Source organism: Pseudoalteromonas sp. G4, assembly GCF_028875915.1.
Lineage (GTDB): Bacteria > Pseudomonadota > Gammaproteobacteria > Enterobacterales > Alteromonadaceae > Pseudoalteromonas.
Map to the genome: position 1 here is coordinate 1 of NZ_JAPEHW010000014.1, position 24,288 is coordinate 24,288.

The 24,288-nt window shown below is 38.8% G+C and carries 26 protein-coding genes and 1 pseudogene; 11 read left to right on the plus strand and 16 right to left on the minus strand.

Annotated elements, in window-relative coordinates:
* From ON073_RS06705 to ON073_RS06730, 6 genes and pseudogenes are all read left to right on the plus strand, one after another.
* Positions 1–214: pseudogene (locus tag ON073_RS06705) on the plus strand (DUF4381 domain-containing protein); the annotation flags it as partial.
* Positions 207–1,187: a vWA domain-containing protein gene (locus ON073_RS06710; RefSeq protein ID WP_274761097.1), complete on the plus strand. Its 981-nt coding sequence runs from the start codon at positions 207–209 to the stop codon at positions 1,185–1,187. The pseudogene ON073_RS06705 and the gene ON073_RS06710, both read left to right, overlap by 8 nt.
* Complete coding sequence (locus ON073_RS06715) at positions 1,184–3,058, plus strand: vWA domain-containing protein (protein ID WP_274761098.1); 1,875 nt, start codon at positions 1,184–1,186, stop codon at positions 3,056–3,058. The genes ON073_RS06710 and ON073_RS06715 overlap by 4 nt, the downstream gene beginning before the upstream one ends.
* Positions 3,052–4,665, plus strand: coding sequence for a BatD family protein (locus tag ON073_RS06720; RefSeq protein WP_274761100.1), 1,614 nt, complete (start codon positions 3,052–3,054; stop codon positions 4,663–4,665). Before ON073_RS06715 ends, ON073_RS06720 begins: the two co-directional genes overlap by 7 nt.
* A 52-nt stretch (positions 4,666–4,717) precedes the next feature.
* Positions 4,718–5,230 carry a sigma-70 family RNA polymerase sigma factor gene (locus ON073_RS06725; protein WP_446728518.1) on the plus strand — a complete coding sequence of 171 codons (513 nt, stop codon included), beginning with the start codon at positions 4,718–4,720 and terminating at the stop codon, positions 5,228–5,230.
* Positions 5,223–5,930 carry a DUF3379 domain-containing protein gene (locus ON073_RS06730; protein WP_274761102.1) on the plus strand — a complete coding sequence of 236 codons (708 nt, stop codon included), beginning with the start codon at positions 5,223–5,225 and terminating at the stop codon, positions 5,928–5,930. Before ON073_RS06725 ends, ON073_RS06730 begins: the two co-directional genes overlap by 8 nt.
* Positions 5,931–6,073: 143 nt before the next feature.
* Here ON073_RS06730 and ON073_RS06735 read toward each other — a convergent pair whose 3' ends face one another.
* Positions 6,074–7,627: an AbgT family transporter gene (locus ON073_RS06735; protein ID WP_100912936.1), complete on the minus strand. Its 1,554-nt coding sequence runs from the start codon at positions 7,625–7,627 to the stop codon at positions 6,074–6,076.
* A 154-nt stretch (positions 7,628–7,781) separates the two neighbouring features.
* Here ON073_RS06735 and ON073_RS06740 point away from each other — a divergent pair, with 154 nt between their 5' ends.
* Positions 7,782–8,315: an NUDIX hydrolase gene (locus ON073_RS06740; protein ID WP_274761103.1), complete on the plus strand. Its 534-nt coding sequence runs from the start codon at positions 7,782–7,784 to the stop codon at positions 8,313–8,315.
* A 10-nt stretch (positions 8,316–8,325) separates the two neighbouring features.
* On the opposite strand, the gene miaE is transcribed toward ON073_RS06740, so the two are convergent.
* Together miaE and ON073_RS06750 are read right to left on the minus strand one after the other, a co-directional pair.
* The gene (miaE, locus tag ON073_RS06745) at positions 8,326–8,898 is read right to left on the minus strand and encodes a tRNA-(ms[2]io[6]A)-hydroxylase (RefSeq protein WP_274761104.1); all 573 of its coding nucleotides are present in this window, start codon (positions 8,896–8,898) and stop codon (positions 8,326–8,328) included.
* Between the two features lie 60 nt (positions 8,899–8,958).
* A complete protein-coding gene (locus ON073_RS06750) occupies positions 8,959–9,555 on the minus strand; it encodes a sulfotransferase (RefSeq protein WP_274761105.1) in 597 nt (198 codons plus the stop codon).
* Between the two features lie 92 nt (positions 9,556–9,647).
* Between ON073_RS06750 and ON073_RS06755 the strand changes: the two genes are divergently transcribed.
* Positions 9,648–10,406 (plus strand): MBL fold metallo-hydrolase, encoded by a 759-nt coding sequence (locus ON073_RS06755; protein WP_274761106.1) that lies wholly within the window; start codon positions 9,648–9,650, stop codon positions 10,404–10,406.
* Here ON073_RS06755 and ON073_RS06760 read toward each other — a convergent pair.
* The 7 genes from ON073_RS06760 to ON073_RS06790 form a co-directional block, all read right to left on the minus strand.
* A complete protein-coding gene (locus ON073_RS06760; protein WP_274761107.1) occupies positions 10,393–10,689 on the minus strand; it encodes a hypothetical protein in 297 nt (98 codons plus the stop codon). The genes ON073_RS06755 and ON073_RS06760 overlap by 14 nt on opposite strands.
* 1 nt (position 10,690) lies before the next feature.
* Entirely contained in the window at positions 10,691–11,155 is a 465-nt protein-coding gene (locus ON073_RS06765) for a cyclic nucleotide-binding domain-containing protein (RefSeq protein WP_274761108.1), read from the minus strand.
* 12 nt (positions 11,156–11,167) lie between these two features.
* On the minus strand, positions 11,168–12,076 hold the full coding sequence (locus ON073_RS06770; RefSeq protein WP_274761109.1) for a M14 family metallopeptidase: 909 nt from the start codon (positions 12,074–12,076) through the stop codon (positions 11,168–11,170).
* Positions 12,077–12,166: 90 nt separating this feature from the next.
* Positions 12,167–12,736: a hypothetical protein gene (locus ON073_RS06775; RefSeq protein WP_274761110.1), complete on the minus strand. Its 570-nt coding sequence runs from the start codon at positions 12,734–12,736 to the stop codon at positions 12,167–12,169.
* Entirely contained in the window at positions 12,687–13,223 is a 537-nt protein-coding gene (locus ON073_RS06780; RefSeq protein WP_274761111.1) for a hypothetical protein, read from the minus strand. The genes ON073_RS06775 and ON073_RS06780 overlap by 50 nt, the downstream gene beginning before the upstream one ends.
* 194 nt (positions 13,224–13,417) lie before the next feature.
* Entirely contained in the window at positions 13,418–14,866 is a 1,449-nt protein-coding gene (locus ON073_RS06785) for a sigma-54 dependent transcriptional regulator (RefSeq protein WP_274761112.1), read from the minus strand.
* A 138-nt stretch (positions 14,867–15,004) separates the two neighbouring features.
* Positions 15,005–15,790: a flagellin N-terminal helical domain-containing protein gene (locus ON073_RS06790; RefSeq protein WP_274761113.1), complete on the minus strand. Its 786-nt coding sequence runs from the start codon at positions 15,788–15,790 to the stop codon at positions 15,005–15,007.
* Between the two features lie 198 nt (positions 15,791–15,988).
* On the opposite strand from ON073_RS06790, the gene pseB reads away from it, so the two are divergent.
* The 3 genes from pseB to ON073_RS06805 are packed head-to-tail and all read left to right on the plus strand — an operon-like array spanning position 15,989 to position 18,986.
* Positions 15,989–16,990 (plus strand): UDP-N-acetylglucosamine 4,6-dehydratase (inverting), encoded by a 1,002-nt coding sequence (gene pseB / locus ON073_RS06795; RefSeq protein WP_274761114.1) that lies wholly within the window; start codon positions 15,989–15,991, stop codon positions 16,988–16,990.
* Positions 16,987–18,129, plus strand: coding sequence for a UDP-4-amino-4,6-dideoxy-N-acetyl-beta-L-altrosamine transaminase (gene pseC / locus ON073_RS06800; RefSeq protein ID WP_274761115.1), 1,143 nt, complete (start codon positions 16,987–16,989; stop codon positions 18,127–18,129). The genes pseB and pseC overlap by 4 nt, the downstream gene beginning before the upstream one ends.
* A complete protein-coding gene (locus tag ON073_RS06805; RefSeq protein WP_274761116.1) occupies positions 18,126–18,986 on the plus strand; it encodes an aldo/keto reductase in 861 nt (286 codons plus the stop codon). The genes pseC and ON073_RS06805 overlap by 4 nt, the downstream gene beginning before the upstream one ends.
* 31 nt (positions 18,987–19,017) lie before the next feature.
* Here ON073_RS06805 and ON073_RS06810 read toward each other — a convergent pair whose 3' ends face one another.
* The 6 genes from ON073_RS06810 to ON073_RS06835 are packed head-to-tail and all read right to left on the minus strand — an operon-like array spanning position 19,018 to position 24,287.
* Positions 19,018–19,755 carry a WbqC family protein gene (locus tag ON073_RS06810; protein ID WP_274761117.1) on the minus strand — a complete coding sequence of 246 codons (738 nt, stop codon included), beginning with the start codon at positions 19,753–19,755 and terminating at the stop codon, positions 19,018–19,020.
* Positions 19,752–20,384 carry a class I SAM-dependent methyltransferase gene (locus ON073_RS06815; RefSeq protein ID WP_274761118.1) on the minus strand — a complete coding sequence of 211 codons (633 nt, stop codon included), beginning with the start codon at positions 20,382–20,384 and terminating at the stop codon, positions 19,752–19,754. Before ON073_RS06815 ends, ON073_RS06810 begins: the two co-directional genes overlap by 4 nt.
* Positions 20,381–21,301: a DegT/DnrJ/EryC1/StrS family aminotransferase gene (locus ON073_RS06820; protein WP_274761119.1), complete on the minus strand. Its 921-nt coding sequence runs from the start codon at positions 21,299–21,301 to the stop codon at positions 20,381–20,383. The genes ON073_RS06815 and ON073_RS06820 overlap by 4 nt, the downstream gene beginning before the upstream one ends.
* A gap of 5 nt (positions 21,302–21,306) precedes the next feature.
* The gene (locus ON073_RS06825) at positions 21,307–21,975 is read right to left on the minus strand and encodes a class I SAM-dependent methyltransferase (protein ID WP_274761120.1); all 669 of its coding nucleotides are present in this window, start codon (positions 21,973–21,975) and stop codon (positions 21,307–21,309) included.
* A complete protein-coding gene (locus ON073_RS06830) occupies positions 21,968–22,936 on the minus strand; it encodes a glycosyl transferase (RefSeq protein ID WP_274761121.1) in 969 nt (322 codons plus the stop codon). The genes ON073_RS06825 and ON073_RS06830 overlap by 8 nt, the downstream gene beginning before the upstream one ends.
* Positions 22,914–24,287: an NAD(P)-binding protein gene (locus ON073_RS06835; RefSeq protein ID WP_274761122.1), complete on the minus strand. Its 1,374-nt coding sequence runs from the start codon at positions 24,285–24,287 to the stop codon at positions 22,914–22,916. Before ON073_RS06835 ends, ON073_RS06830 begins: the two co-directional genes overlap by 23 nt.
* Position 24,288: the final 1 nt, after the last annotated feature.

Genomic DNA, 24,288 nt, shown 5'->3' on the forward strand with positions numbered 1-24,288 from the left:
GCGCCTTGTAAAGCACTATTACGGTATTGAGGCTGCAAATCAATTTGGTGAAAAATGGCAAAGCATCGTGTTAAAAACATCAAAAGTAAAATTAACACCAGAAGAGCTATCACGCTTATACCAAAGTGAGAGCAACCAACCAATTAATGATTTCCATCAGAAACTAGTCAAAGCAATAAAGCAATTTAAGGTGAAAGGAGCGTTAAATGTTTGAGTTTGCTTGGCCATTCGCTTTTTTATTATTGCCCTTGCCGTTTTTACTGCACAAATTACAAAAACATCAGCAAGTCGCCACTGTGCGTACGACTGCCCTTTACCATAATCCCATAGTGCAAACAGGCGATATTAAACAGCCAACACGTTTTTCAATTTGGCCTTGGCTAATTTGGTTATGTTTATGCGTTGCCCTCGCTCATCCTAAGTACTATGGTGAGCCCATTCAACTGCCTAATGAAGGCCGTGAAATTATGCTTGCCGTTGACTTATCCACCTCGATGCGTGAGCAAGATATGCAGTATCAAGGGCAATATATTGACAGATTATCTGTTGTAAAAGCGGTGGTTAACGAGTTTATTACAGCGCGCACAGGCGACAGATTAGGTTTAATTCTATTTGCCGATACCGCATTTTTACAAACCCCACTAACCCGCGATTTAACTACCGTTGCCCAAATGCTGGACGAAGCGCAAATAGGTTTAGTTGGTCAAGCAACTGCCATTGGTGATGCACTTGGCCTTGCAGTTAAACGCTTTGCCCTTAAAGATGATAGTAATCGCATACTTATCTTGTTAACTGACGGGCAAAATACTGCGGGTAATCTGGCACCCGATGAGGCACTTATTCTTGCAAAAGATGCGGGCATAAAAGTGTACACTGTCGGTGTGGGTGCGGATAGTCAGTCAAACTTTTTTGGCTTTCAGATGCAGCGTGGCAGCGCGCTTGATGAAAGCTTATTAACCGAAATAGCTCGCGAAACCGGTGGGCAGTACTTTCGTGCAACGGACGTAGCAAGTTTGCAACGTATTTACCAGATGCTCGACCAGCTTGAGCCAATTAGCGACAACAGCGAAACCGTTCGCCCGCAAACTGCATTATTCTATATACCGTTATTTATCGCGCTGTTGCTATTGTTCTTACAAACCTTAGTGAATAGTTTTAAAACGCTACTATCAAGGAGAGGCGCATGACACTTGAATTTATTCGCCCTGAAGCATTTTATTTAATGCCCTTTGTTGTTTTAGTTATCGTTTTGCAATTACTAAAAAAACGTAAACATATTGCCAGTAGTCCCATTGCACCTCATCTTGCCCAGTTTTTACTTGATGGTGAGAGCAAACAAACTAAAACCAATGCTGTGTGGCTCAGTTTATTTTTAATAGTAAGTGTATGCGCTCTTGCTGGCCCAAGTTGGCAATCACAACCCCTGCCCGTTTATAAAAGTAAACATGCACGCGTTATTGTAATGGACATGTCGCGCTCAATGTACAGCCAAGACATTAAACCAAATCGTTTAACACAAGCGCGCTTTAAAGCACTTACACTGACTGACATTTTAAAAGAAAGCGATTTAGCCTTAGTTGCTTATAGTAATGATGCCTACACAATTTCACCTTTAACCTCAGACCATCAAACACTGGCTAACTTAATCCCGAGCCTAAGCCCTGAAATTATGCCAGTTCCCGGCAGTAATGCCTTTGCAGGTATCACTCTGGCGGTTGATTTACTCACGCAAGCCAATGTAAGCAACGGGGAAATCTATTGGATTACCGATGGTATTGATGATTTTGATGAAAGCCGCGATATCGAAAAGCTCGTTAAGCAACATAACATTAAACTTAATATTTATACTGTAGCCACCGAACATGGTGCACCGATCCAATTACCTGACGAAGGCTTTTTAAAAGATAACCATGGCCAAATTGTTATTCCAAAAGCCAATTTCAGCTTATTGCAGCAACTGGCCGCAAATAGCGATGGTAAATTTAATTATTATCAAGTGAGCGATGCTGATTTAGCCCTCTTTAAACCATCATCTACTAATACAGATGATGTTATTAAACGGGAGCAAACTAGTGAACAGCCGATTGATGGCGGTATTTATTTAGTATTTTTATTAATTCCACTGGCCTTTATGATGTTAAAGCAGCAGCCTAAATTTTTACTGGGTTTATGCTGTTTCGTGCTGTTTAAACCTGAATTAAGTTACGCATTTTCACTGCCCACTTGGCTACTAAATGACGAGCAAAAAGCGCATCAGGCTTATCAACAACAAAATTACGAAGCGGCAACAAAATCAACGACCGCCAGTCTTTCAGGCTCAGCTCTATATCAACAAGGTGATTTTGAAAATGCGCTGACTAAGTTCAAGCAAGATAACAGCGCACAGGGCCTTTATAACCAAGGAAACGCCCTTGCTAAACTTAATCGTTTTGATGAAGCAATAGAGGCTTACAAAAAAGCCCTTGAAAAACAGCCTAAGTTTAAAGAAGCAGAAGAAAATAAAGCGTTGTTGGAAGATTTAAAGCAACAGCAACAAAATCAACAACAGCAAAATGGTGATGATCAACAAAAGAGCGATGAGCAGCAGCAAAGCGATCAAAACCAGCAGCAAGGCGAGCAATCGGGTGAACAATCGCAGCAGCAAAACCAACAAGAACAAAATCAATCGCAGCAACAAGGCCAACAAGATAAAAACAGCGAAGAGAGTAAAAATGGCAGCAACTCTGAACAGCAAAACAACAATCAACCAGAAATGAAAGCGGACTCAGAAGAAGTTAAAAGCGATGAACCAAAGCAAGCGCCCGAGACCCAAGCAGAGCCGCAAGAACAGTCAGGTGATGAACAACAGCAAGCGCCACAGCAACCTATCTCAGAGCAACAGGTAAATCAAGCACCTGAATTAACCCCTGAAGAAAAAGAACAAGTACAAATCATTAACCAACTACTAAGAAAGGTACCGGATGATCCGGCCATCTTGTTACGCAATAAAATGAAATTAGAAAGTCAAAAAAGATATCGTCAGCGCATCCAGCAACAAGGAGTTGAGAAGTCATGGTAAGTCGCATAGTTGTATTAATTTGCCTCGTTTTACTGCCATTGCAAGCTGTTGCAGCACTGAGCGCCAGTGTTGATCGAAACCCTGTGCTCGCAGGTGAATTTTTTAATTTAACCATTCGCGCAGACCAAAATGTCAAAGGTGAACAGCCCGATACCTCAGCGCTACTTAAAGACTTTGTGGTTGGCCCCACGTCTGTACGAAGTAACACCAGTATTATTAATGGCCAAGTAAACCATACAACGCAGTGGCAGGTTGAACTAATGGCGCGTAATCCAGGTGATTACACAATACCGAGTTTTGCTGTTGCGAATATGCAATCAAGCCCAATTACTGTGAAAGTGGTTGCCGCTTCCAATGCTGATACACAAAGTAAGGATGTGTATATTGAAACCAGTATGGAAAACAGCGAATTGTATGTGCAACAAGCAGGTGTTTACACGGTAAAACTGTTTTTAGCCAATGATTTAACCGAAGGCCAACTCGGTTCACCTGAATTAGAGAATGCTAATGTTTCTCAACTAGGAAAACAAAAAGAAAGTTATGAAATTATTGATGGCATTCGCTATTTAATCATTGAACGAAACTACCTTATTCAGCCGCAAAAAAGCGGAAAATACACTATCAAATCGCCTTATTTTAAAGGCCGTATTCGTGATAATTACCGTACCCGAGCGGCAAGTGCTATTGGCAGAGATGTTCAGCTGACTATTAAACCTATTCCAGAAAATATTTCCGGCAACTGGCTACCGAGTGAATTAGTCACATTAAATGAAGAGTGGCAACCTGAAAAACAAAGCTATCAAATTGGCGAACCAATAACCCGCACCATAACCATGACTGCGCTCGGCATCACCAAAGAGCAACTACCAGAAATCAATTTACCAAGCATTAATGGTGTACGCAGTTATTCAGACCAAGCTGAAACTAATAACCTTGTAAGAAATGGCAAAGTGATTTCACAAAAAGTAGAGTCATTTGCACTTATGCCACAAACGCCTGGCACTCACACGTTACCTGAAGTACGTGTGCCTTGGTTTAATGTAATCACTAATCGAATTGAGTACGCAACATTACCAACAAGGGAATTAACCGTCGTCGGCGATCCAAACTTTGTACAGCCAACAATCACAGCACCACAAGTTAGTAACGCACCAACAAGTGATATTAAAGAAGACTCCATTACCACACGCGTTGAAACGCCAATTTATTACTGGCCGTTAGTGATTCTGGGTTACGCACTTTGGCTAATTACACTGCTAATTATGTGGTTTAAGCGCAAGCCAGTAACTACTTTAGCAAAGACTGATAAAGAGTACGTACCAAGTGCAAATCCACTGCCAGCATTACAAACCGCAGTTAAAGAAAATAATCAGCGAGCGTTCTATCATCAACTGGTGAAAATGTGTAAGTTCCATACAGGCAGCGCTGATTTAACTAAACTTAATAACGTCATAAATAATCCGCAATTTGCAGAAGCTATTAATCACTTACAAGCAAATCTCTATGCCGGTAAGAATCACACTGTTGATCTTAAATTTATCTATCAGCAGTTAAATAATTTAAATAAAAAACCTAAAAGTGAGAATGAGTTAACCCAGCTCTACTAAAATAGTTTCAATGTTCGGAAAGAAAAAACAACAACGTCAGGTCTTAATTGACATGGCAGATAAACAAAAACGATATGAAGCGTTAGTGAATGTGTATCACAAAGAGCTATACCGCTTCGCATATTGGTTAGCAGGTGACCCGACAGTGGCCGAATACCTTGTGCAAGAAACTTTTTTAAGGGCTTGGCGCTCACTTGATTCACTTCTCGACCAGCAAGCAGCTAAAGCATGGTTAATTACGATTTTGCGTCGTGAGAATGCGCGCCGTTTTGAGCGTAAACAATTTGATTACAGCGATGTTGAGCAAGATACGCTATGCGATACACAAACCCTCGATATGGAACAAAACGCTGAGCGTTCACAGCTACAAAAACGCATTATGCAGTTAGATGAAGAGTATCGTGAGCCTCTACTTCTGCAAGTAGTAATGGGGTTTAGTGGTGATGAAATCGCATCCATTTTATCACTTAACAAAAATACGGTAATGACTCGACTTTTCCGTGCTCGCAACCAATTGAAAGACAATTTACAACCAAGTTTACAAAGGGGGATCAACAATGGATGAATTAGAATTACGACGTCGTTTATATGCTGATCCTAATACCAGCGACAAAGACGTGCTTAATGCGCTCGAATCAGACCCAGATGCACACGCATTTAGTAAAGAGCTAAAATCACTCGACAATGATATTGAGCATGCGCTAAATATCCCTGTGCCTGAAAACTTAGCAGAGCGTTTAGTGTTAAATCAGTCATTGCATGCATTTCAAACTCAGCGTAAAAAAACACGCATTCATTTAGCATTAGCAGCATCTGTGGCGTTTTTATTTGGCGTGTCGTTCACTTATTTGAATATGGGTGCACCGCTCAACTTAGAGCAGCATGCACTTGCTCATGTTTACCATGAGCCGAGTTCGCTTACTAATGTAAATCACAACTTTAGTTTGCAAGAAGTAAACGCCAAGCTAGCAAGTTTTGGCGGTAATTTTAGCGAATTACCAAACCAAGTAAGCTACCTAACCTTTTGTGATTTCAAAGGGCAAAAGAGCCTGCACTTAGTGTTTCAAACAGAGCAAGGCCCGATGACACTGTTTATTGTACCAAGTAAAAATCAGTATCGAACTGAGTCTTATTTTTCGGATGAGGCATTTGATGGTGCGACTTACCAAGGTCATAAAGCAAACCTCATTTTACTCGGTGAAAAAGGCCAAGCACTCTCACCGTACAATGACAAATTGCAAAATTCACTGCAATGGCGCATTTAATAAAAATAGAATGTAACTTAAACAAAAAAACAGCAGGTATTAATCTGCTGTTTTTATTTGAGCTGCAAGCTAAACGTTATGCCAACGCAGTTAGCAAAAACGTATAGCCCACTAGAATGATTAGCTATTTACATGAACCGCTATCACCCATAGGTATAACTTGCTTGTAAACCTAATTGTAAACCTAGGCCCCAGTAAGCAAGTAAGAACAAGGTCCAGCCAATCATAAAGGCTATTGAATATGGGATCATTAACGCGATTAATGTACCAATACCAGTATTCTTAACATACTTTTGACAGTACACCACCACTAGCGGGAAATAAGGCATTAACGGCGTGATAATATTCGAGCTGGAATCACCAATACGGTAAGCTGCTTGTGTTAAATCTGGCGAAATACCTAACTGCATTAACATAGGTACAAATATAGGCCCTAGCAGCGCCCATTTTGCACTACTTGAACCAACAAACAAGTTTACAAAACCTGTTAAGAAAATAATGCCCACCACAGTAACCGCACTTGGTAGCTGCATTGCTTTTAGTACTTCAGCGCCTTCAATCGCTAATAATGCACCCAAGTTCGACTGTGAAAACGCAGCAATAAACAGTGCACAGAAAAACGCCATAACCACATAATACGCCATGCCATGCATTGCTTTGGTCATTGCATCTATCATGTCTTTACTTGATTTAAAGGTGCCCACCACAAAACCGTAAACCGCCCCTGGGATCCAGAAAACCAAGAAAATAATCGGCACGATAGATTGCATTAGCGGCGCTTTAAAATCAGTAAGCGAACCCTCTTTACTGCGAAGTGGTGAACTTTCGCCCCACGCAGCATAGGCAAGGAGTGCAAGACCAGCAATCATGACAGCTGAGGCAATATAAAAGCCTTTACGCTCGGTGTCATTAATTTGATCAAAGCTTGGTAAGTCATCAGTGTTACCATCAAGCTCAACCTTGTTTAGGCGCGGCTCGATAATTTTATCGGTAATATACCAGCCCAGAAGCACGATAAATAAACTCGATGCCGAAGTGAAATACCAGTTATTGAGTGGATTAACTTCAATAGTAGGGTCAATAATTTGCGCTGCACTTTGAGTGAAACTTTGCAGTAACGGGTCAATACCAGATGGAATAAAGTTGGCACTAAAACCACCACTTACACCGGCAAATGCTGCGGCAATACCAACTAATGGGTGACGCCCCATGGCATAAAATATAACGCCCGCTAATGGAATTACTAATACATAGCCTGCATCTGTTGCGGTGTGGCTAACTATCGCAATTAAAATTACACAAGGTGTTAATAGCGCCTTTGGTGTGCGTTTTAACATTAGTTTTAGGCCAGTATTAATGTAGCCAGAATGCTCCGCGACCCCAACACCTAGCATTGCAACTAGCACAACACCAAGTGGTGCAAAGCCGGTGAATGTTTTAACCATATTCGCCAAAAAGGCTGCAAGGCTATCGCCAGTAAGTAAGTTATTTACAACAATTGCCTCGCCTGTGCGAGGGTCGATTGCTGAAAACGTATAATTTGAAAAAATTGCTGAAAGCACCCAAATCAATAGCATTGAGAACAAAAATATCATTGCCGGATCTGGCAATTTATTTCCTACATACTCAATACCATTAAGAAATTTATCTATGGGTTTTACTTTTTGTGTCTGTGCATCAGTGTTACTCGATGACATGGTATTTCCCTAATAGTTATTATTCTTGCTAATTTATCATAAACGATGTGGCGATAAAGGAAACTTAATTTGTTTTAACGCGTCGTTTATTTTGCATTTAATTTATATATGTGCAGTGCTACTATTCGCGTCCTTTTACTAATCGGTTTGTTTTATGCAGGTAATTAAAGAGTTCCATTTTGTTGATGAGCTCGCTCTTAACAGTCATCAACATATTTTGCGCCCCGCTACACGTGCTATCGTCACCCAAGGGCGCGATATTTTACTGCTTCATACCGAACGTTATCGTGATTACTCCCTACCTGGCGGCGGTGTTGATCATGGTGAAAGCTTGCAACAAGCGTTAATTAGAGAGTTAACCGAAGAAACTGGGGCACGTGCGATTGATAAAATTACACCCTATGGCTTAATCCGTGAGTTTCGTCCCAACTACAAACAAGATGGCCAAATTATTGAAATGCTATCTTATTGCTTTACCTGCGAAATTGATGATGAATTAGATCAGCAAAATTTAGAAGATTATGAGATTGCCAATGGCATGACGGTTCATTGGTTCGATATAGATAAAGCCATTGCTTACAACAAGCAAACAATGGCTAAGTCAGATAAAAAAGGCATCAGCATTGTGCGCGAAACCTTTTTACTTGAGCATATTGCAGAAAACTTACTTAAGCCTTCGTGCGGATAAGCAGGACGTATTAGTGAAGTGCCGCTGTATGCGGCAGCTTGGCACAGATTTCGGCTTCTGCTTCTAAAATTTCCTCTAAACGCGCATCCACCACGACTTTATCAAAATATTCATACGCCAGTTCAACAAATAAAAATGCGTGCTTTTCTTCTGATTTAGCTATGGTAACGTAAAAGTCTTTTTCTTTGCCTTCTTCAAGCGCTTCAGCAACCAATGAAAAGCGCTCATAACCACGGGCTTCAATTACCGCTGCGACAATTAGACGGTCTAGTAAAAATACATCTTTACCTTGGCGAAATAGCGCACGTAAATCTTTTACATACGAATCTTTGGTGTCTTTTCCTAGAGTGATATCGCGCTCTAACAGAATTTTCACTACTTGCTTAAAGTGGATCATTTCTTCGAGTGCTAAATCAGTCATTGCACGCACTAGTTTACGACGGTCTGGATAATGCGACAGCATTGAAAGCGCCATGCCAGACGCTTTTTTTTCAGCGGCAGCGTGGTCTTGTAAAAAGGTATCAAAATCGGCCATTACTGCTTCAGTCCATGAGAATGGCGTTTTGTATTTAAGTTCAAACATACTTGGCTAATTGTCATCAATTCAAATTAGCCGCAGTTTAATGGTCAGCTTCAAAGATGTCTATTTTAAATCCGCTTTACCATTGCGTGTTGAGTCGAGTTTGAGTGGGTTTTTGATTTGTTTCCACGCCGTAACTTTGCCGTTTACGTTGAGCTGTTCAAAACCGCCTTTCTCTTGCTTTCCCAGAAACAAACAAAATTGCTGATAACTGTTTTCATCAGTCAAGTTAACCACTAAGTGCTGATTATCGATGCGCTGCAAAAAGTCCATTACCTTGGCTTTATGCGATAAATAACACTGTTTTAAATGCGCATCATCTAACATGGTTTGCTTATTTAGCGGATTAAAAACCTCGCCATAACAGCGTTTTAAGCTTGGGAAAAAACCACCGTGTTCAGTTAGCAGCCTATCTGCCATACGCGTTAACAATACTTTGATTGATGGCAACCAGCTTGCTAAATCTCGCTCAAGATAAATAAACTTTGCCGTAGGATATTGCTGTAGTAGCGCCTCATAATCGTTAAAAACCGGTGTGTCCGCGACAAACTCGGCACTATCTAACGTTGATTGAATATACACTGTATGCGCCGTTCTAAAGCCTAATGCTAATGCGGCTGCACACACACTTGTTGTGCCTGTGCGCGGTAAACCAAGCACAAAGATTTTTTGACTACTAATAACACACCCCTTGAGTGGTCTGATGAGTTGCGATAAGCTGAATATTATCGCATGTTCTTAAGCAACTTATTATGCAACTACATACCTTAAATGGACATATACAGTCTATCTATTTAGTAGAATATTCAGATAAATTAATGTTACTGGATGGTTGCTGCCGTGCCGATTGCGATTTAGTTGCGCATTTTATTACAACCAAATTAAATCGCCCACTTTCTGATTTAAAATTGATTATGGTTACGCATATGCATCCTGATCATGCCGGTGGCGCACATAAACTGCGTGCTATGACAGGCGCAAAAATAGCAACATCAAACGCACCCGGCCACTGGTATCAGGGGTTTGATGGCATTATGATGCATATTACCGATATTCTGTTAGCGCGTTGGGTAGCCAGTCGTAAAGGTAAAAAACAAGCCTTTATGTGGTACCCACGTAAGCTTAAGGCCGATATTTATTTGCCTGATGGTGTGAGCGTGCCAAATTTTGATGAGTGGCAAGTACATCATAGCCCAGGCCATACTGACAGAGATATTTGCTTGCATCACCTACCAAGCAATATGCTTTATGTGGCTGATTTAATGGTTAAAGTTAAAGGGAAGTTAATCCCACCTTTTCCTGTTTTTTACCCAAAACGATATCTTAATTCGCTGTTAATGTTAAAAACATTAAAACCAAACTCTTTACTATTGGCACATGACGGTAAAATCCAATTTTCCGACATCGACTTCAATTATCTATTACAAAAAGCACCAAGTATCCCGATGACACATTGGCGCTCTGTTAAAAGTAAATTAAAGCAGGTTTTTAAGAGCTCTAAGGCGTATTAACCACGCAGCCGTTATATAAACTCATCCATTGCTCATAGCTAAGCGACGATGCTGTTTGACAGGTTTTAGCTTTAATCTCTTTTAACTTGCCAGAGACGCACCCTGGGCGAAACTCATGACGCATCGCAAAGCGCTCTACTTCATATTGTTGCATTTCGCTCATATAAGTTACTGGATAACGCTCGCCATTACATTCAATTTGGTTGCTGCTACGTGGCGCTGTGCTACAGGCACTGATTACTAAAACAACACTTAGCAAACATGCTTTTTTTATCAACTTCATTCTATAATCCTTGCAGCTTATCAATTACCGCACCGAGCTTTTCGATACGCTCACTCATACCCAGAATAATGCGGTCTTTTATTTTATCGCGAATCGCATAAGGCAGTTTTTGCATTGCTGTATGGGAAATTGCCAACAAAATAGTTTCATCATTTGCTTTTGCATTGATATTGCGAGTATGGGTTTCAACAAATGATCCCTCCCCAACAAAGTCGCCAGGCTCGATATGCACTAATGATGGTTTGTGCTGCTGTTTAAACAGCACAAGCTCGCCTGAAAGCACAATATAAAGATGGTTATCATGCTCATTTTGGCGAAAAACCATTTTACCTTTTTTAAATAAATGCAACTCTGAAAACGACTCTACAACCATTTGCCTTTCCGCTAATGTAAGCGTTTTAAAAAAAGATAATCGGTTAACTAATTCCATTTTCTTTATCAGTGGAATTTGGGTAATGAGTGCCACCTAAATTCTCCGCTATAAAGATTGAAGGTAATTCAAACCGCCACAAATTGCGGCAACTTGCGCATCAATACAATTTTGCTCATTAGATTTTGGGCTATCAGGATATACTTCTGTGGTTGTTACAAATTTCGCATCTGTAATACCAGCACACAGCGATAATCCTTTGCAGTCATAATTGCAAACACCAAACTGTTCGATAGCAACCCCAATAAGCTCACCATTTTCGTCTTCTGGTGCAATATGCGTTACTTGTTCAACTGATTCAATAATCGCTTTTTGAAAAGCCGCTTCAGGTCGTTTTGAATCACCAACAAGGTAAAAACCATCCGGAATATTCCAGTTAGTATGTTCTACAGCATCGCGTGCAGCAAGTGCTGGGCGAAATTCCGTATTATCGGTATCAGTTGTTTCATGTAAATCAATATGCATTAAGAAATCACAATTCAATTTAGCGAGATAATCTAATACCGCTTGTGATTCTGGTGCTGGAGAATCCATATAAAATGAACGATTTGGATCAACCGCATAGGAATTCCAACGATTAATCGTTTCAAAACCCCAAGGGCTAATACAAGGTAAAATAACGAAATTAAATGCGCCTTGGTACTCTTTCACTTTACCTTGTGCAAACGCTAGAGCTCCCATTACACCGCTTGTTTCATAACCGTGAACGCCACCAGTAATTAAAATAGCTGGTTTATCGTGCTGCCAAGACTTTGAGCGCAATGCAAAAAGCACAAGGTCTTCGCCATAAGGTAGCTCACCATATTGCTCTATCTGAAAATCAGCTTCTAACGCATTAATCTGAGAAACAACTAATTGATGATAGTCACGTTTTTTGTTTTGAAGATTTAACCACTGTGATTTTTCGGTTTCATTCCACTTTTGACCCGGAATGCCGATTGGATAATGTGAACTCAAACTACACCTACTCTAAAAAAGTACAGAGGGCGTATCATAACAACTGATTGAATAAATGACATAAAAAAAAGCGGCTATCGCCGCCTCTTTTTAAAGTAACCCAATATTAGGGGTTGCGCGGTACATATCTTTTTTCAAAGACATCATGAGCGCATTTAGTTGCTCATTTGGCTTCAAGTCAACTTTTTTGACATTTTTTGCATAGTTATAGCGTTCTTTTAACTCTTGAGTAACTGCTGCCAGTTTATTGCGTGCGGCGCGCGATTTTGCAGCAAAGTTAGAAAACTCATCAGGTTCTATGGTGTAACCTTCATACGCTTTTAATAAACGATGACAATCTTTGGCAATTTCATACTCACGAATTTTTTCATCAAGTACCATACAAGTGTTATTCACCAACTCATATCGCCACAGGTTTTTTTGCTGCCATGCATACATATCTGGCTTTAACATTTGCCTCGCTTTTTCTGCGCGTACACCAGCCAAAATACGATCTGCATCCTGTTCAATTTGTTTTTTATCGGCGTAAAAGACTTCTTTATCTGTTTCACTCGCTTGCACCAAGATATATACAATCTCTTGTAATTCTTGATATTGACGTGCGATTGCTTTATCTAGCCACTTTCTTAATTCGGGGTTGTTGATTTTTATTTTTAACATTTTTGCCTTCATCAACAGCATGTAACACTTGCGCGTTATATTTAACCTGTTGAATCACCGAATAAATATCCCATGAGTCAGCAGAAGTATTATAAATAAAGTCAGCCGCTTGTTCAGTTTTAAAATAAGGCTCAATACGGCGGTATAACCCTGTTACGTCTTCTAATTTTTTTGCACTTACAACAGCTTGGTAGTCGGCTTCATCGGTATAATACGCGTTTCGCGCCAAAAAACCGTGATGGTATGAAGAAAAACGATCTTTCTCTTTCTTACTTTGTTCAAGTAAGTTGTAGCTTGTACTAATTTGTTGATAAAGCGCTTTATGCTTTTCAGAACGCTCTTTGGTAAGCTCTATAGTAAGCAGTTTTTCATGCAAATTTTTGTTTTCAAGATTGCGTTTAACAAACTCAATATTATCTAAACTGTCTGGGTCACCACAGCCAGCTAAAGACAGCCCAAGCAAAGCTGCCATCGCGTATTGTTTCATACCACCAACCTTATAATTATTATTTTCTCGACTACGATACAAAAAATTAACAATTATTACAGTTTAATTCAATAAAATTTATGTTTTCTACGAAAATGAGTGTAATTAGGGTCTTTGGAGTGTGAAACAAATAGGGGTATTTGACTGACTTAACGTCAAGCTAAGTCAGTCGGAATTATAGAAGGGATAAAGAGTTAGCTATTCAAATTATATTTTTTCATTTTTTCAACAAGTGTAGTGCGTCTTACACCTAATACTTCAGCAGCCCGAGCAACCACGTTATCATTTCGTTCAAGCGCTTGTTCAATCAAGCATATCTCAAGCTCAGCTAAGTAACTTTTAAGTTCAATGCCTTCAACTGGTAAAACCGCAGGTTTACTTGAATCAAATACTTGTTCGGTTACTTCTTCGTCATCATCTTCAAACTCTGCAAAACCTTCGCTGAAAATGTCGTTTAATGCCTGACGCTCTAGAATTTCTTCTGGATATTCTGGAATATATTCTTCTACATCAATATGCTGATATTTTTTTGGTAAATCAGATACATCAACAACCTTTTCAGGGAACATAATCTGCATACGCTCAACTAAGTTCGACAACTCCCTCACATTACCGGGCCAGTTATGCTCTTTAAGACTTTCAAGCGCTCGCTCAGTGAACTTTACATTTGCACCACCAACAGCAAGATTACGTTTAATTAATTCTTGCAATAGTAATGGCACATCGTCTTTACGCTCGCGCAAAGACGGATTTTCAATAGGAAACACATTTAAGCGATAGTATAAATCCTCGCGAAATGAATCCTCTTCAATCATGGTTTCTAAATTACGGTGTGTTGCTGCAATTATGCGTACATCCGCTTTTATTGGCTTGCCACCACCAACACGTTCATATACTCGCTCTTGAAGCACACGCAATAACTTAACTTGCATTTGGCTTGGCATATCACCAATTTCATCTAAGAAAAGCGTTCCGCCTTGAGCCATTTCAAAACGCCCTTTTCGTGTTGAAATAGCCCCTGTAAACGCCCCTTTTTCGTGACCAAACAGTTCACTTTCGAGTAAATCGCCAGGAATTGCACCGCAATTAACTGGAATAAATGGCCCTGAGTTGCGGTTTGATAGTAAATGAATATTGCGTGCGACAACCTCTTTACCTGTACCCGATTCACCCAAAATAAGTACATTGGCATTCGTTTTAGCAACTTGCTGAATCAAAAAGCGAATATGTTCTATTTCAGATGTGGCACCAATTAAGCCGTCAAAACGTTTTTCTTGAGTATTATTAGCTAAGCTTGGTAAATGCCTTTTATATTCTTGACAATCGCGCAGTAATTCAGTGGTAGGTGCGTAGGCAAATGGTTCAGCTAAAATCCCAATTACATTTGCTAATGCTAATAAAGGTCTTAGAGTTTCACCGATGAGAATAAATGGGGTTTCAGGTTGGCTTTTGATTAGTGCTTCGTGATCGTGACCTAAAATCGCGCCTAGAAAAACCGCTTCCACATGGTGTAATGCTGAATCTTGGATTTCTGAAACCGCTGCAACTTTTGCATTTTCACCAATAAAGCACAGTGAAGATACAAGTTTATTCGCACGGTTGTCGTTTTCGTCAATTACCCATATGGCATTGCTAAGCTTCATAATAAACGCACTACAATATTATTTATTCTAATTATTGTTTTATTGTAACGGCTTAAGTTGAGGTTGCAAGGGACAAGCGGCGGGATTTTGGCGTCAATTCAAAAAATTGACACCAAAAATTGATTTATCACAAGCAAATTAAAGCAAGCCAAGTACTTGGCTTGCCGATTGATTGGCTTGACCTCTAAGTGCTATCGATGCCTGTGATAAAATATCATTTGCTGTTTTTTGTGAAATAATATTCGCGTAATCAGTATCTTGAATTCGGCTTTGAGACGCCGCAATATTAACAGCATTATTAGTTAAACCACGAATATTCTGTTCAAACGCATTTTGGCTTGCACCTAAACTTGCACGATTAGAATTAATATCATCTCGTGCCTGTTGAGTTACAGTTATTGCTGCTTGAGCACCTGCTTGTGTCGAAACATCAATAGTAAGCACATTGGCAACAACACTATTATCGCCTGGATTTATGCTTTGGGTTTGATTTGCATCTGCCCCCACTTGAAAGGTGACATCATTACCATCAAACAGTTTTGCTCCACCAAATGTAGTGTTTTCATAGGTTTCAGTAATACCTGTTTGTAGTTGCGATATTTCTTCTTGAATTGCACTTCTATCGGCGTCTGTTAATGAACCATTAGCAGCTTGCAATGAAAGTTGCTCAATACGAGATACAGATTCATTTACGCCAGCAAGCGCCCCTTCTGCGACTTGAGCATATGAAATACCATCATAAGCATTTCGGATAGCCTGATTTTGACCGTTTTGCTGTGCTTGTAACCTGTCAATAATTTGCAGTGCTGCTGCATCATCCGACGCAGAGTTAACACGCTTTCCGCTTGCTAATTGCTCAAGCAAGGTTTTACTCTTTTCTTCCGTTTTATTGAAAAACGCGAAGTTTTGATTTTGGATCTTCATACTAGGTTGCCTCCTACCTGTATTACATAATGATCTAATCAAGTTTTTGCTTGATTGATTATAGTACAAAAAGCTGCTTTTTTATGCGCATCTAAAGTGTTTATTGACAAACTATTGGCATATTTAGTGCTTATTAAGCTAAAGTAATGAAAGAACTATTAATCTTTGTGTAGTTTTGCAAATTCAATGGGAAACACTATGTTCGACAATAAAACTATTTTAATAACAGGTGGGACAGGATCTTTTGGCAAAAAATATGTCAAAACATTGTTATCACGTTATAACCCTAAAAAAATTATTGTGTTTTCTCGCGACGAATTAAAACAATTCGAAATGCAACAAGAGTTTAATCAAGACTGTATGCGCTATTTTATCGGCGATGTGCGAGACAAAGAGCGCTTAAACCGAGCAATGCGAGGCGTCGATTTTGTTATTCATGCAGCAGCTTTAAAGCAAGTTCCTGCAGCTGAATACAATCCGATGGAGTGTATAAAAACAAATATTAATGGCGCAGAAAATGTGATAGATGCAGCACTTAACAATGATGTTGAAAAAGTGATTGCTCTCTCAACAGATAAAGCTGCTAACCCAATAAATCTATACGGAGCTACCAAGCTCGCATCCGATAAACTATTTGTCGCAGCCAATAATATTGCAGGTGGCCATAAAACAACATTCTCAGTTGTGCGCTATGGCAATGTTGTTTGTTCACGAGGCTCAGTTGTGCCTGTTTTCCAAAAGTTTATAGACGAAGGTAAAGATCATATTCCAATTACCCATGAAAATATGACTCGCTTTTGGATTAGCCTACAACAGGGCGTTGATTTTGTTTTAAAGAATTTTGAAAGAATGTTAGGTGGTGAAATTTTTGTACCTAAAATACCATCAATCAAAATTACTGATTTAGCAAAAGCGATGGCGCCCAATTTACCGCTCAAAATAATCGGTATTCGCCCAGGTGAAAAACTGCACGAGGTAATGTGCCCAGCTGACTTATGCTATGACACATTTGAATATGATGACCATTTTGTAATTGCCCCAGGTATAAAATTCAGTAGTAGAAGTAATGACTTTACGATAAATGCGATTGGAGAAAAAGGCAAAGCAGTAGAACCTGGTTTCGAATACAACTCACTTGATAATGCCGACTACATGTCTATTGAGCAAATTGCCAACTTCAATATTGAGGCGCTTAAGTGATTCCATATGGTAAACAAGATATCAATCAGGATGATATCAATGCCGTTATTGAAGTCCTAAAATCTGATTTTCTTACTCAAGGCCCCGCAATCCCTGCTTTTGAAAACGCTATTGCAAAATATTGCCAAGCTAAATTTGCTGTTGCCGTAAATAGTGCCACATCAGCCCTTCACATTGCCTGTTTAGCACTTGGTGTTGGTAAAAATGATAGTGTTTGGACATCGCCTAACTCGTTTGTCGCTAGCAGTAATTGTGCTCTTTATTGTGGTGCAAAAGTTGATTTCGTTGATATTGATGTTGAAACTGGCAATATGTCAGTTGCGTTACTTAGGATGAAATTAGAAGAAGCCCAAAAAAATAATGCTCTTCCCAAAGTCGTCATACCCGTGCATTTTGCTGGTCAGTCATGTGAAATGGCTGAAATTGCAAAATTAGCAAAAAAATACCAGTTTAAAATCATCGAAGATGCGTCCCACGCTATTGGTGCAAAATATCAAAACTCACCTGTTGGCAACTGCCTTTACAGTGATATTTGTGTTTTCAGTTTTCATCCGGTCAAAATTATTACAAGTGCCGAAGGTGGTATGCTCACTACTCAAAATAAAAAACTGGCTGAGATCTTAAAAAAGCTGCGAAGCCATGGCATCACTAACGTTAAAAATGAACTCCATGATATTGATCAAGGACCATGGTATTACGAACAGCAATCACTGGGATTCAACTACCGCATTACTGATATACAAGCTGCTCTTGGGCTTAGCCAAGTGTCACGCCTAGACCAATTTGTCGAGGCGCGTAACAAACTAGTTTCTCTCTACGGTGAATATTTACCCGATGGTGTTACACATTTAACGTTAAAACCAGAGTGCTATTCGTCTTATCATCTATATGTAGTGCAATTAGACGATGCAAAAAAAAGGAAAGCTATAGTTGAAAGCCTTCGAAAAAAAGACATCTTTGCTCATGTTCATTACATCCCGATTCACTTACAGCCATTTTATAAAAATTTGGGATTCAATAAAGGCGATTACCCTAATGCAGAAGAGTATTATACAAAAGCAGTTACCTTGCCTCTTCACCCAAATTTAACTGAGAAGGATATAAATTATATAACGACCACACTTAGAGCATTACTATGAAATTGGCACTAGGCACGGTGCAATTTGGCGTTGATTACGGTATAAGCAACCACCAAGGGAAAACAAGTTTAGATGAAGTAAAACGAATTCTTAAATATGCTCGAAATCACAATTTAGAGTTACTTGATACTGCAGCTGCATATGGAGATTCTGAACGTGTATTAGGAAAGTGCGGTATTAATAATTTTGAAATAGTATCTAAACTCCCACCATTTCCAACTTCTACCACTTCGTTAGAAGTAAAAGAGTTAGCTGAATACTCTCTCAAGCACAGCCTCGAGCATTTAAAATTAGAACAAATCTATGGCTATTTACTTCATTCTGCTGATGATATAGTCAGGTTACCCTTTTTATACGACTGGCTTCAATCAAAAAAACAACAGGGGAAAATAAAAAAAATTGGTGTTTCAGTCTATAACCCTATCCAAACTAAAAATATTATTGATAAATTCGATATTGACCTTATTCAAATACCTTTAAACCTATTTGATCAGCGCTTTATTAGCTCTGGCACCCTCAATAAATTAAAAGAGAAAGGTATAGAAGTGCATGTACGTTCGGTTTTTCTACAAGGCCTTTTGCTGATGAAAGAGCGCCCAGATTACTTTCACAATATTTCCTATTTATTTGATAAACTTGAGGCAGTATCGACGAAATTTAATCTTAACAAAGCAGCTATTGCTTTAAATTTTGTGGCTCAACTGCCGCAAATTGACAAAGTAATAGTTGGCATTAACGAATTAGCTCACTTAAAACAACTCATTTCCTTACTAAACACACAGCTGCCAGATTACCCTTGGCATGAATTTAGATGCGATGATGAGCAATATATCAACCCTAGCCTATGGAAGCTATAGAAGATCTAATTTTACTACAAATAACCCGCAACTAAAGTTCTGAGTATTTAATTGGTGATTGGTGCCCTTTACGAATTAATAACAAGGTTTTCTCTGGGCCAACATTAAATAAACTATCAACCACCGCTAAATGCGAAATAAAACCACCAAAAAGTTGAGTATATTCTGGATGCTTAAAGTTTTGATAAAGAACATTAATATCGTTCTTAGCAAGTTCACCTCCGGGGGTGGTTGACTCAATATAAGCTTTAGCACCAAGTGGCGAAAAATATGTATCTCCTTGTAAATATTCACAGATACTGACTAATTTGCCATCTTTTACGCCAGACATACTTGGTAACTCAGAAGCAATGTAAAAATCACTTTCTATCCCAATGTAGTCTGCTAATAAGATTATAAGACCAATATTGAATTGACCTAACCGATAAGAATAAGACGCTTCAAAATAATGTTTTAATAACGGGTATAATTGTTCAAAAAAAGGCGCCTTTCGGTAACAAGCTTCAATACTTTTTAAGTGTTTTTTACGCCATGGGTGGCCACTTGCAAATTCAGTTGTATTGATTTGTGCTGACAAACGTCCATTAGGTGTCGCAACAGGGCAAGTTAGCATTAGCTCACCACTTGCAGATTTAATACGATTTCTAACGTGCCAATCACTTTTTTCAAGTTTTACATTATCAAGAAAAACAAATTTATCTGCGCTATCAATTAAATCAAAATAACCTAACCATGGCAGATAAGTTGGCTGCATTACACTGATAATCATTTATTGAACTCTTTAGAAGATTTACTGATTTGCATGGTAAATTCATAGGGAAACCCTCCCTCTTTTGTTACATAATCATGTGTGAGAGAAATATAAGGAGACAAAGAGCGTTTACAGTAATCAAACAGTAATAGGGGCGATACATAAAACAATTCACTATCCTGATATTCTACATAATCAGATAATGCATTAAAAATTACTGAACTCGAACAAGCTTCATAACTTTTTAATAGCGTTTTTTTGATAAACGAAAGATTATCGTCCATGAGATTATTAAAAATCCCACTTATTAATACATGATTATAATTGTTTGGTAGCGAATCATTATATATATCAAATTCGATGAATGATGCTTTGCTATCATTGGAGTAACTCTTTTTAGCGAACGATATAAATTCAGGTACAAAGTCACACCCCAAATAATTACCTTTAAAGCCATTTTTTCTCATGTATGGCAACATGTCTCCTAATCCACAGCCTAAATCAATAATATCATCGTCATTGTCGATAAGCTTTTGAAATAGAGCAAATCGCACCTCTTGAGAATGCTTAGAAACATGCTGCACAGCATTGTGAGTTGCGCCATGCATTCTAAATAACTGTTGATAATAATCTTTTAAATCTTTCATGACGTTTGAAATTCATTGATACAACTCACCATTTTTTCGAGCTGTTGTTGAGGTGTTTGTGGACGCACAAATAGATTTATTATTTTGTTTCCTATTTGCTCAGCATTGGGGCACTGAGTCGAAGTTTGTAGTTCACTCAGGCTTTTATAATGCGTTGTAAAAAGCACCCCTTGTTGCTTTGCAAAGCTAAGAAATTCACCTCTTTGATTACATAATAATGGATAACGCCAATATGCATATTCTTGTTGATAAGGCAATTTTACGAAACCTTTGTTAGTGATATTTTGTGTTAAATATTTAACATTTTTCAGCCTTTGCTCAACGTATTTAGGTAAATACTCCATTTCCATAACCAGCTTTTCGGCTAAATCGCAATTGTTAAATACACTTATTTCATTATTATTTAGGAAGGCTAGTAACGCATTTTGCTTTTCTGCTTCATTTACCAATACAGCACCACCATAACCTAAATTTATCGGCTTATCGTAGCCAAAACTTACTACAGAATAATCACCAAAACTACCAACGGCTCTCCCGTTGACACTGCTTCCATAAGCCAAGCAAGCATCTTCAATCAGTGCGATATTTCGATCTTTAGCAAACCTTTCTATCGCCTCTATACCACAACATCGTCCATATCCATGTACAGCAATAATTGCACTTACAGAGTTATCATAAACAGCACTAATTTGCTCCACTTCCATCGACAAAGACGTCAAAGACACATCAGCAATTTTGACATCAAAGCCAGCTATTTGAATTGCAAATAAAACAATTGGACACATACTTGCTGGGATAATTACTTTGCTGCCAGGTGGCAATTTTGCACTATGTAATGCGGCAATAATTGCCATACTACCAGAACGAGTTAAAACTGCGTTTTCCCGCTGGCATAGTTGTGCAAGTTTTTGCTCCACTAGTGCTAAAGCCACAATCTAATATCCTTCCGATAACCTGATAGAGTAAATTCACTGGGTTGTGTTAAGACCTCAAATTTGCAGACTAAATCTGAAAGTTCACTTTGTAAAAGAGCAAGGTCATAGAATTGCCATTGAGAGTAACGATGGATGTAGGGTATTTTCTGTTCATATGCCAAGTCGCTATTACTTTTAATTTCATTTTCATAGCTAGAATCCAGTACATCGCCAATCAGGATAATACCACCTGGCTTTACAACTCTGATCATTTCTTTAACCACTGAAAGCGCATATTCTCGGTCAGGAAAATAGTGGAAAATACTATAGCTTAGCAATTTATCAAATGAGTCACTTGTAAAGGGTAGAGTTTTTGCTTCACCACAATAGAAATTAGCATTGGGAAGTAATATCTGTGCCTTATCTACCATCGCCTGAGCATAATCAATACCACTGATATTTGCGCAATTCCTTGCAAGTTTGGACAGTAATAATCCACTACCACAGCCAACATCTAATAAGTCATCTGTAAGTTGCAACATTAGCTTTTCCTGAACATCCACAGCTAAAAGTTGCCAACTTTCATCACTTTGCGGACGTCCAACTTGAAGTTTGAGGTCATCTGACGACTCAGCTTGTTGCTGCCACTCCGTTTGTTTTGTTAAAAATTCACTCATGTATGACCTCTAGAATCTTTTTTGTTAAATGCTTCATCGAGTTTCTATCAAAGTTACTTTTTTGGGCCGTTAACTGTTTAGTAGCACTGTCATTAATAAACTGTGATAATTTCACACTTAATTCATCTTGTGATATTGATTCAGCCAAACCTAAATCAAAGCATAAGTTAGCCTTAGCTAACATGTTGGTGTCCTCTTGCTGCTCTTTTGTCTGGGACAAAGCAGCATTTGGTTTTAAACAAAACCCTGCCTCATATTTAGTAAGACCGCCACCAGAAATAATAATATCAGCCCAATCATATAACTGAGCTATATCGTCAACAAATGACCATTGTTCAAGGTTATTATTCTTTAATTCAAAATCTAACTTATTCGCAGCAACCAAGATAATGTGTTTATCTAACAACAAATTATCGAGCAAAGCTAAAAGTCGAGCTGCTATTTGGTGCTTATCATGAGCCCCTATGAAAACCATAACATGCGAGATAGAGCCTTTATTATTCTTTGAAAGCGTTTTATCTCTTACCGATATCAAATCTTCAGAAAAAGGGAAGAAAGTTAAATCTAGCGCATGGCGAGGAGTCACCTTACAAAGCTTTGCGGCGCCATATCGAAAATTCACAATTAATTTAATAAAGTCATAATTATATTGATCAAAATCATCAATGAGGATGAGCTTGCCACCAGCCGCATCAATTGCCAATAAATGGTTTATACCCAAATTATAGTCATCACATAAAACCGTCTGACCAAAAATAACATTTAATTCGCTCGAATATGAAAACCCAGCATTAACAAGTTTGTTATTTGCAAAATCATCGTAAAGTCCACAAAAGGTAACTGACACTCGACATTTTTTTAGAGCCAGAGCAATATTAAAACATCGAGAGAAGTGACCAAGCCCTGATTTTTTGTTTCCATTACAGTGAATTACAACATCATGCATTTGCGAGAAACTCATTAATTTCTTGATATGCAAGCTTTAATACATCATTTTGTAACCAACAACGTCCACTAAACCTTCCTGATAAGATAAAATTATCAAAATGCTGAGTTAATTGTTGATAATGGGCATCCGTCAACTTTGCAAAATCATGAGTTGGTACTGGAAAAGTATTATGTATAGTCTGCTTTAAACTCGATAATACTTGCGCATTCTCTTCAATCAGCCCCATTGCTTTTAAATCTTTTAGACCTTGCTCTAGGCTAATTTCTTGTGCCTCTTCTTTACTGCTCAAAATTTCAGCTGTCAGCTGATATTGCTGATTCTTGCGGATATTATGGTACAGAGTGATTCTAAAGATTGGCGAACACGCGTCCCAATTCCATAAATAGTGTGCAATATCATTATTAGGTTTTATATCAAATGTATAATGCAATAAATTAGCCGTTCTAAAGCTAATTGGTGCAGTTTCAACGTCTAATAGTGCGGCTTTTAATGCAAAAATGGGCGGCGCACTCCAATACACCAGTTGGCAATCTAACTCTTGCCCACCACTTAACAGCACACTAGTAATTGCCCCAGATTTACTATTTATTTTAACCACTTGCTGTGAGGTGAAAATCTCAACGCCAGCTGTTTGTGCTTTGGCAGCAAGTTTATCAATCCATACTTCTGCGCCACGCTCCCCTTTTGGGTAATAATACTCGGGTAATAAAACACCTTGCTCTGCTAATAAGGCTTCATATTCTGCTGCGCTATGAAAACCAAGTTTGCTATCAAAACTTGGATGTGTTTTTAACACTTGAGTTGTCGCTTTATCAAATGCTTTTATTCGCCCGGCACCAAAGTAATTCACCCCAGTGCGCAGTGCTAGGGAGGCGCAGTCCACCTCACTACCATATAGTTTTTTAATTATTGGCTCAGCAAGATGCTGATAGAATGTCGTTCCTAGCGTTGATTTCAAATAAGCTTCGATATTACTTGAGTCAGGAGTATCTACCAATTGCATAAACTCACCAACCCCTTGTTGGTACAAAGCAGCTGGTAACTTACGGGCATCAATTGTTTGCGTCGTGTTATCCCAACTACCAGCAAAGTAGTTGCCTGTGACTAAAGGAGATAAAGCATGCCAATTGTCACTAAGGTCCTGCTCGTCAAATAGAATTTCATCTATTTCTGCTACTCCTATCTTTTCAGGAATGTGTGTACCTTGATCATAGCTATTGCCAAGCTCATCGGATACGCTCGATAACAAGCCACCTAGCTGATCACTTTGTTCTATCAAATACACTGAGTCGAAATGCTTTTTTAATAAGATAGCAGCTGTTAAGCCACTGATCCCACCACCTACAACAACGCATGCTTTCATT

Coding starts and splice junctions, on each gene's coding strand:
- ON073_RS06720 (WP_274761100.1), top strand. CDS start 3,052: ATGGTAAGTCGCATAGTTGTATTAATTTGCCTCGTTTTACTGCCATTG.
- ON073_RS06730 (WP_274761102.1), top strand. CDS start 5,223: ATGGATGAATTAGAATTACGACGTCGTTTATATGCTGATCCTAATACC.
- ON073_RS06785 (WP_274761112.1), bottom strand. CDS start 14,866: ATGAAGCTTAGCAATGCCATATGGGTAATTGACGAAAACGACAACCGT.
- miaE (WP_274761104.1), bottom strand. CDS start 8,898: ATGTTTGAACTTAAATACAAAACGCCATTCTCATGGACTGAAGCAGTA.
- ON073_RS06710 (WP_274761097.1), top strand. CDS start 207: ATGTTTGAGTTTGCTTGGCCATTCGCTTTTTTATTATTGCCCTTGCCG.
- ON073_RS06780 (WP_274761111.1), bottom strand. CDS start 13,223: ATGAAACAATACGCGATGGCAGCTTTGCTTGGGCTGTCTTTAGCTGGC.
- ON073_RS06725 (WP_446728518.1), top strand. CDS start 4,718: ATGGCAGATAAACAAAAACGATATGAAGCGTTAGTGAATGTGTATCAC.
- ON073_RS06735 (WP_100912936.1), bottom strand. CDS start 7,627: ATGTCATCGAGTAACACTGATGCACAGACACAAAAAGTAAAACCCATA.
- ON073_RS06815 (WP_274761118.1), bottom strand. CDS start 20,384: ATGAAAGATTTAAAAGATTATTATCAACAGTTATTTAGAATGCATGGC.
- ON073_RS06830 (WP_274761121.1), bottom strand. CDS start 22,936: ATGAGTTTCTCGCAAATGCATGATGTTGTAATTCACTGTAATGGAAAC.
- ON073_RS06755 (WP_274761106.1), top strand. CDS start 9,648: ATGCAACTACATACCTTAAATGGACATATACAGTCTATCTATTTAGTA.
- ON073_RS06775 (WP_274761110.1), bottom strand. CDS start 12,736: ATGTTAAAAATAAAAATCAACAACCCCGAATTAAGAAAGTGGCTAGAT.
- pseB (WP_274761114.1), top strand. CDS start 15,989: ATGTTCGACAATAAAACTATTTTAATAACAGGTGGGACAGGATCTTTT.
- ON073_RS06715 (WP_274761098.1), top strand. CDS start 1,184: ATGACACTTGAATTTATTCGCCCTGAAGCATTTTATTTAATGCCCTTT.
- ON073_RS06760 (WP_274761107.1), bottom strand. CDS start 10,689: ATGAAGTTGATAAAAAAAGCATGTTTGCTAAGTGTTGTTTTAGTAATC.
- ON073_RS06740 (WP_274761103.1), top strand. CDS start 7,782: ATGCAGGTAATTAAAGAGTTCCATTTTGTTGATGAGCTCGCTCTTAAC.
- ON073_RS06805 (WP_274761116.1), top strand. CDS start 18,126: ATGAAATTGGCACTAGGCACGGTGCAATTTGGCGTTGATTACGGTATA.
- ON073_RS06825 (WP_274761120.1), bottom strand. CDS start 21,975: ATGAGTGAATTTTTAACAAAACAAACGGAGTGGCAGCAACAAGCTGAG.
- ON073_RS06835 (WP_274761122.1), bottom strand. CDS start 24,287: ATGAAAGCATGCGTTGTTGTAGGTGGTGGGATCAGTGGCTTAACAGCT.
- ON073_RS06810 (WP_274761117.1), bottom strand. CDS start 19,755: ATGATTATCAGTGTAATGCAGCCAACTTATCTGCCATGGTTAGGTTAT.
- ON073_RS06790 (WP_274761113.1), bottom strand. CDS start 15,790: ATGAAGATCCAAAATCAAAACTTCGCGTTTTTCAATAAAACGGAAGAA.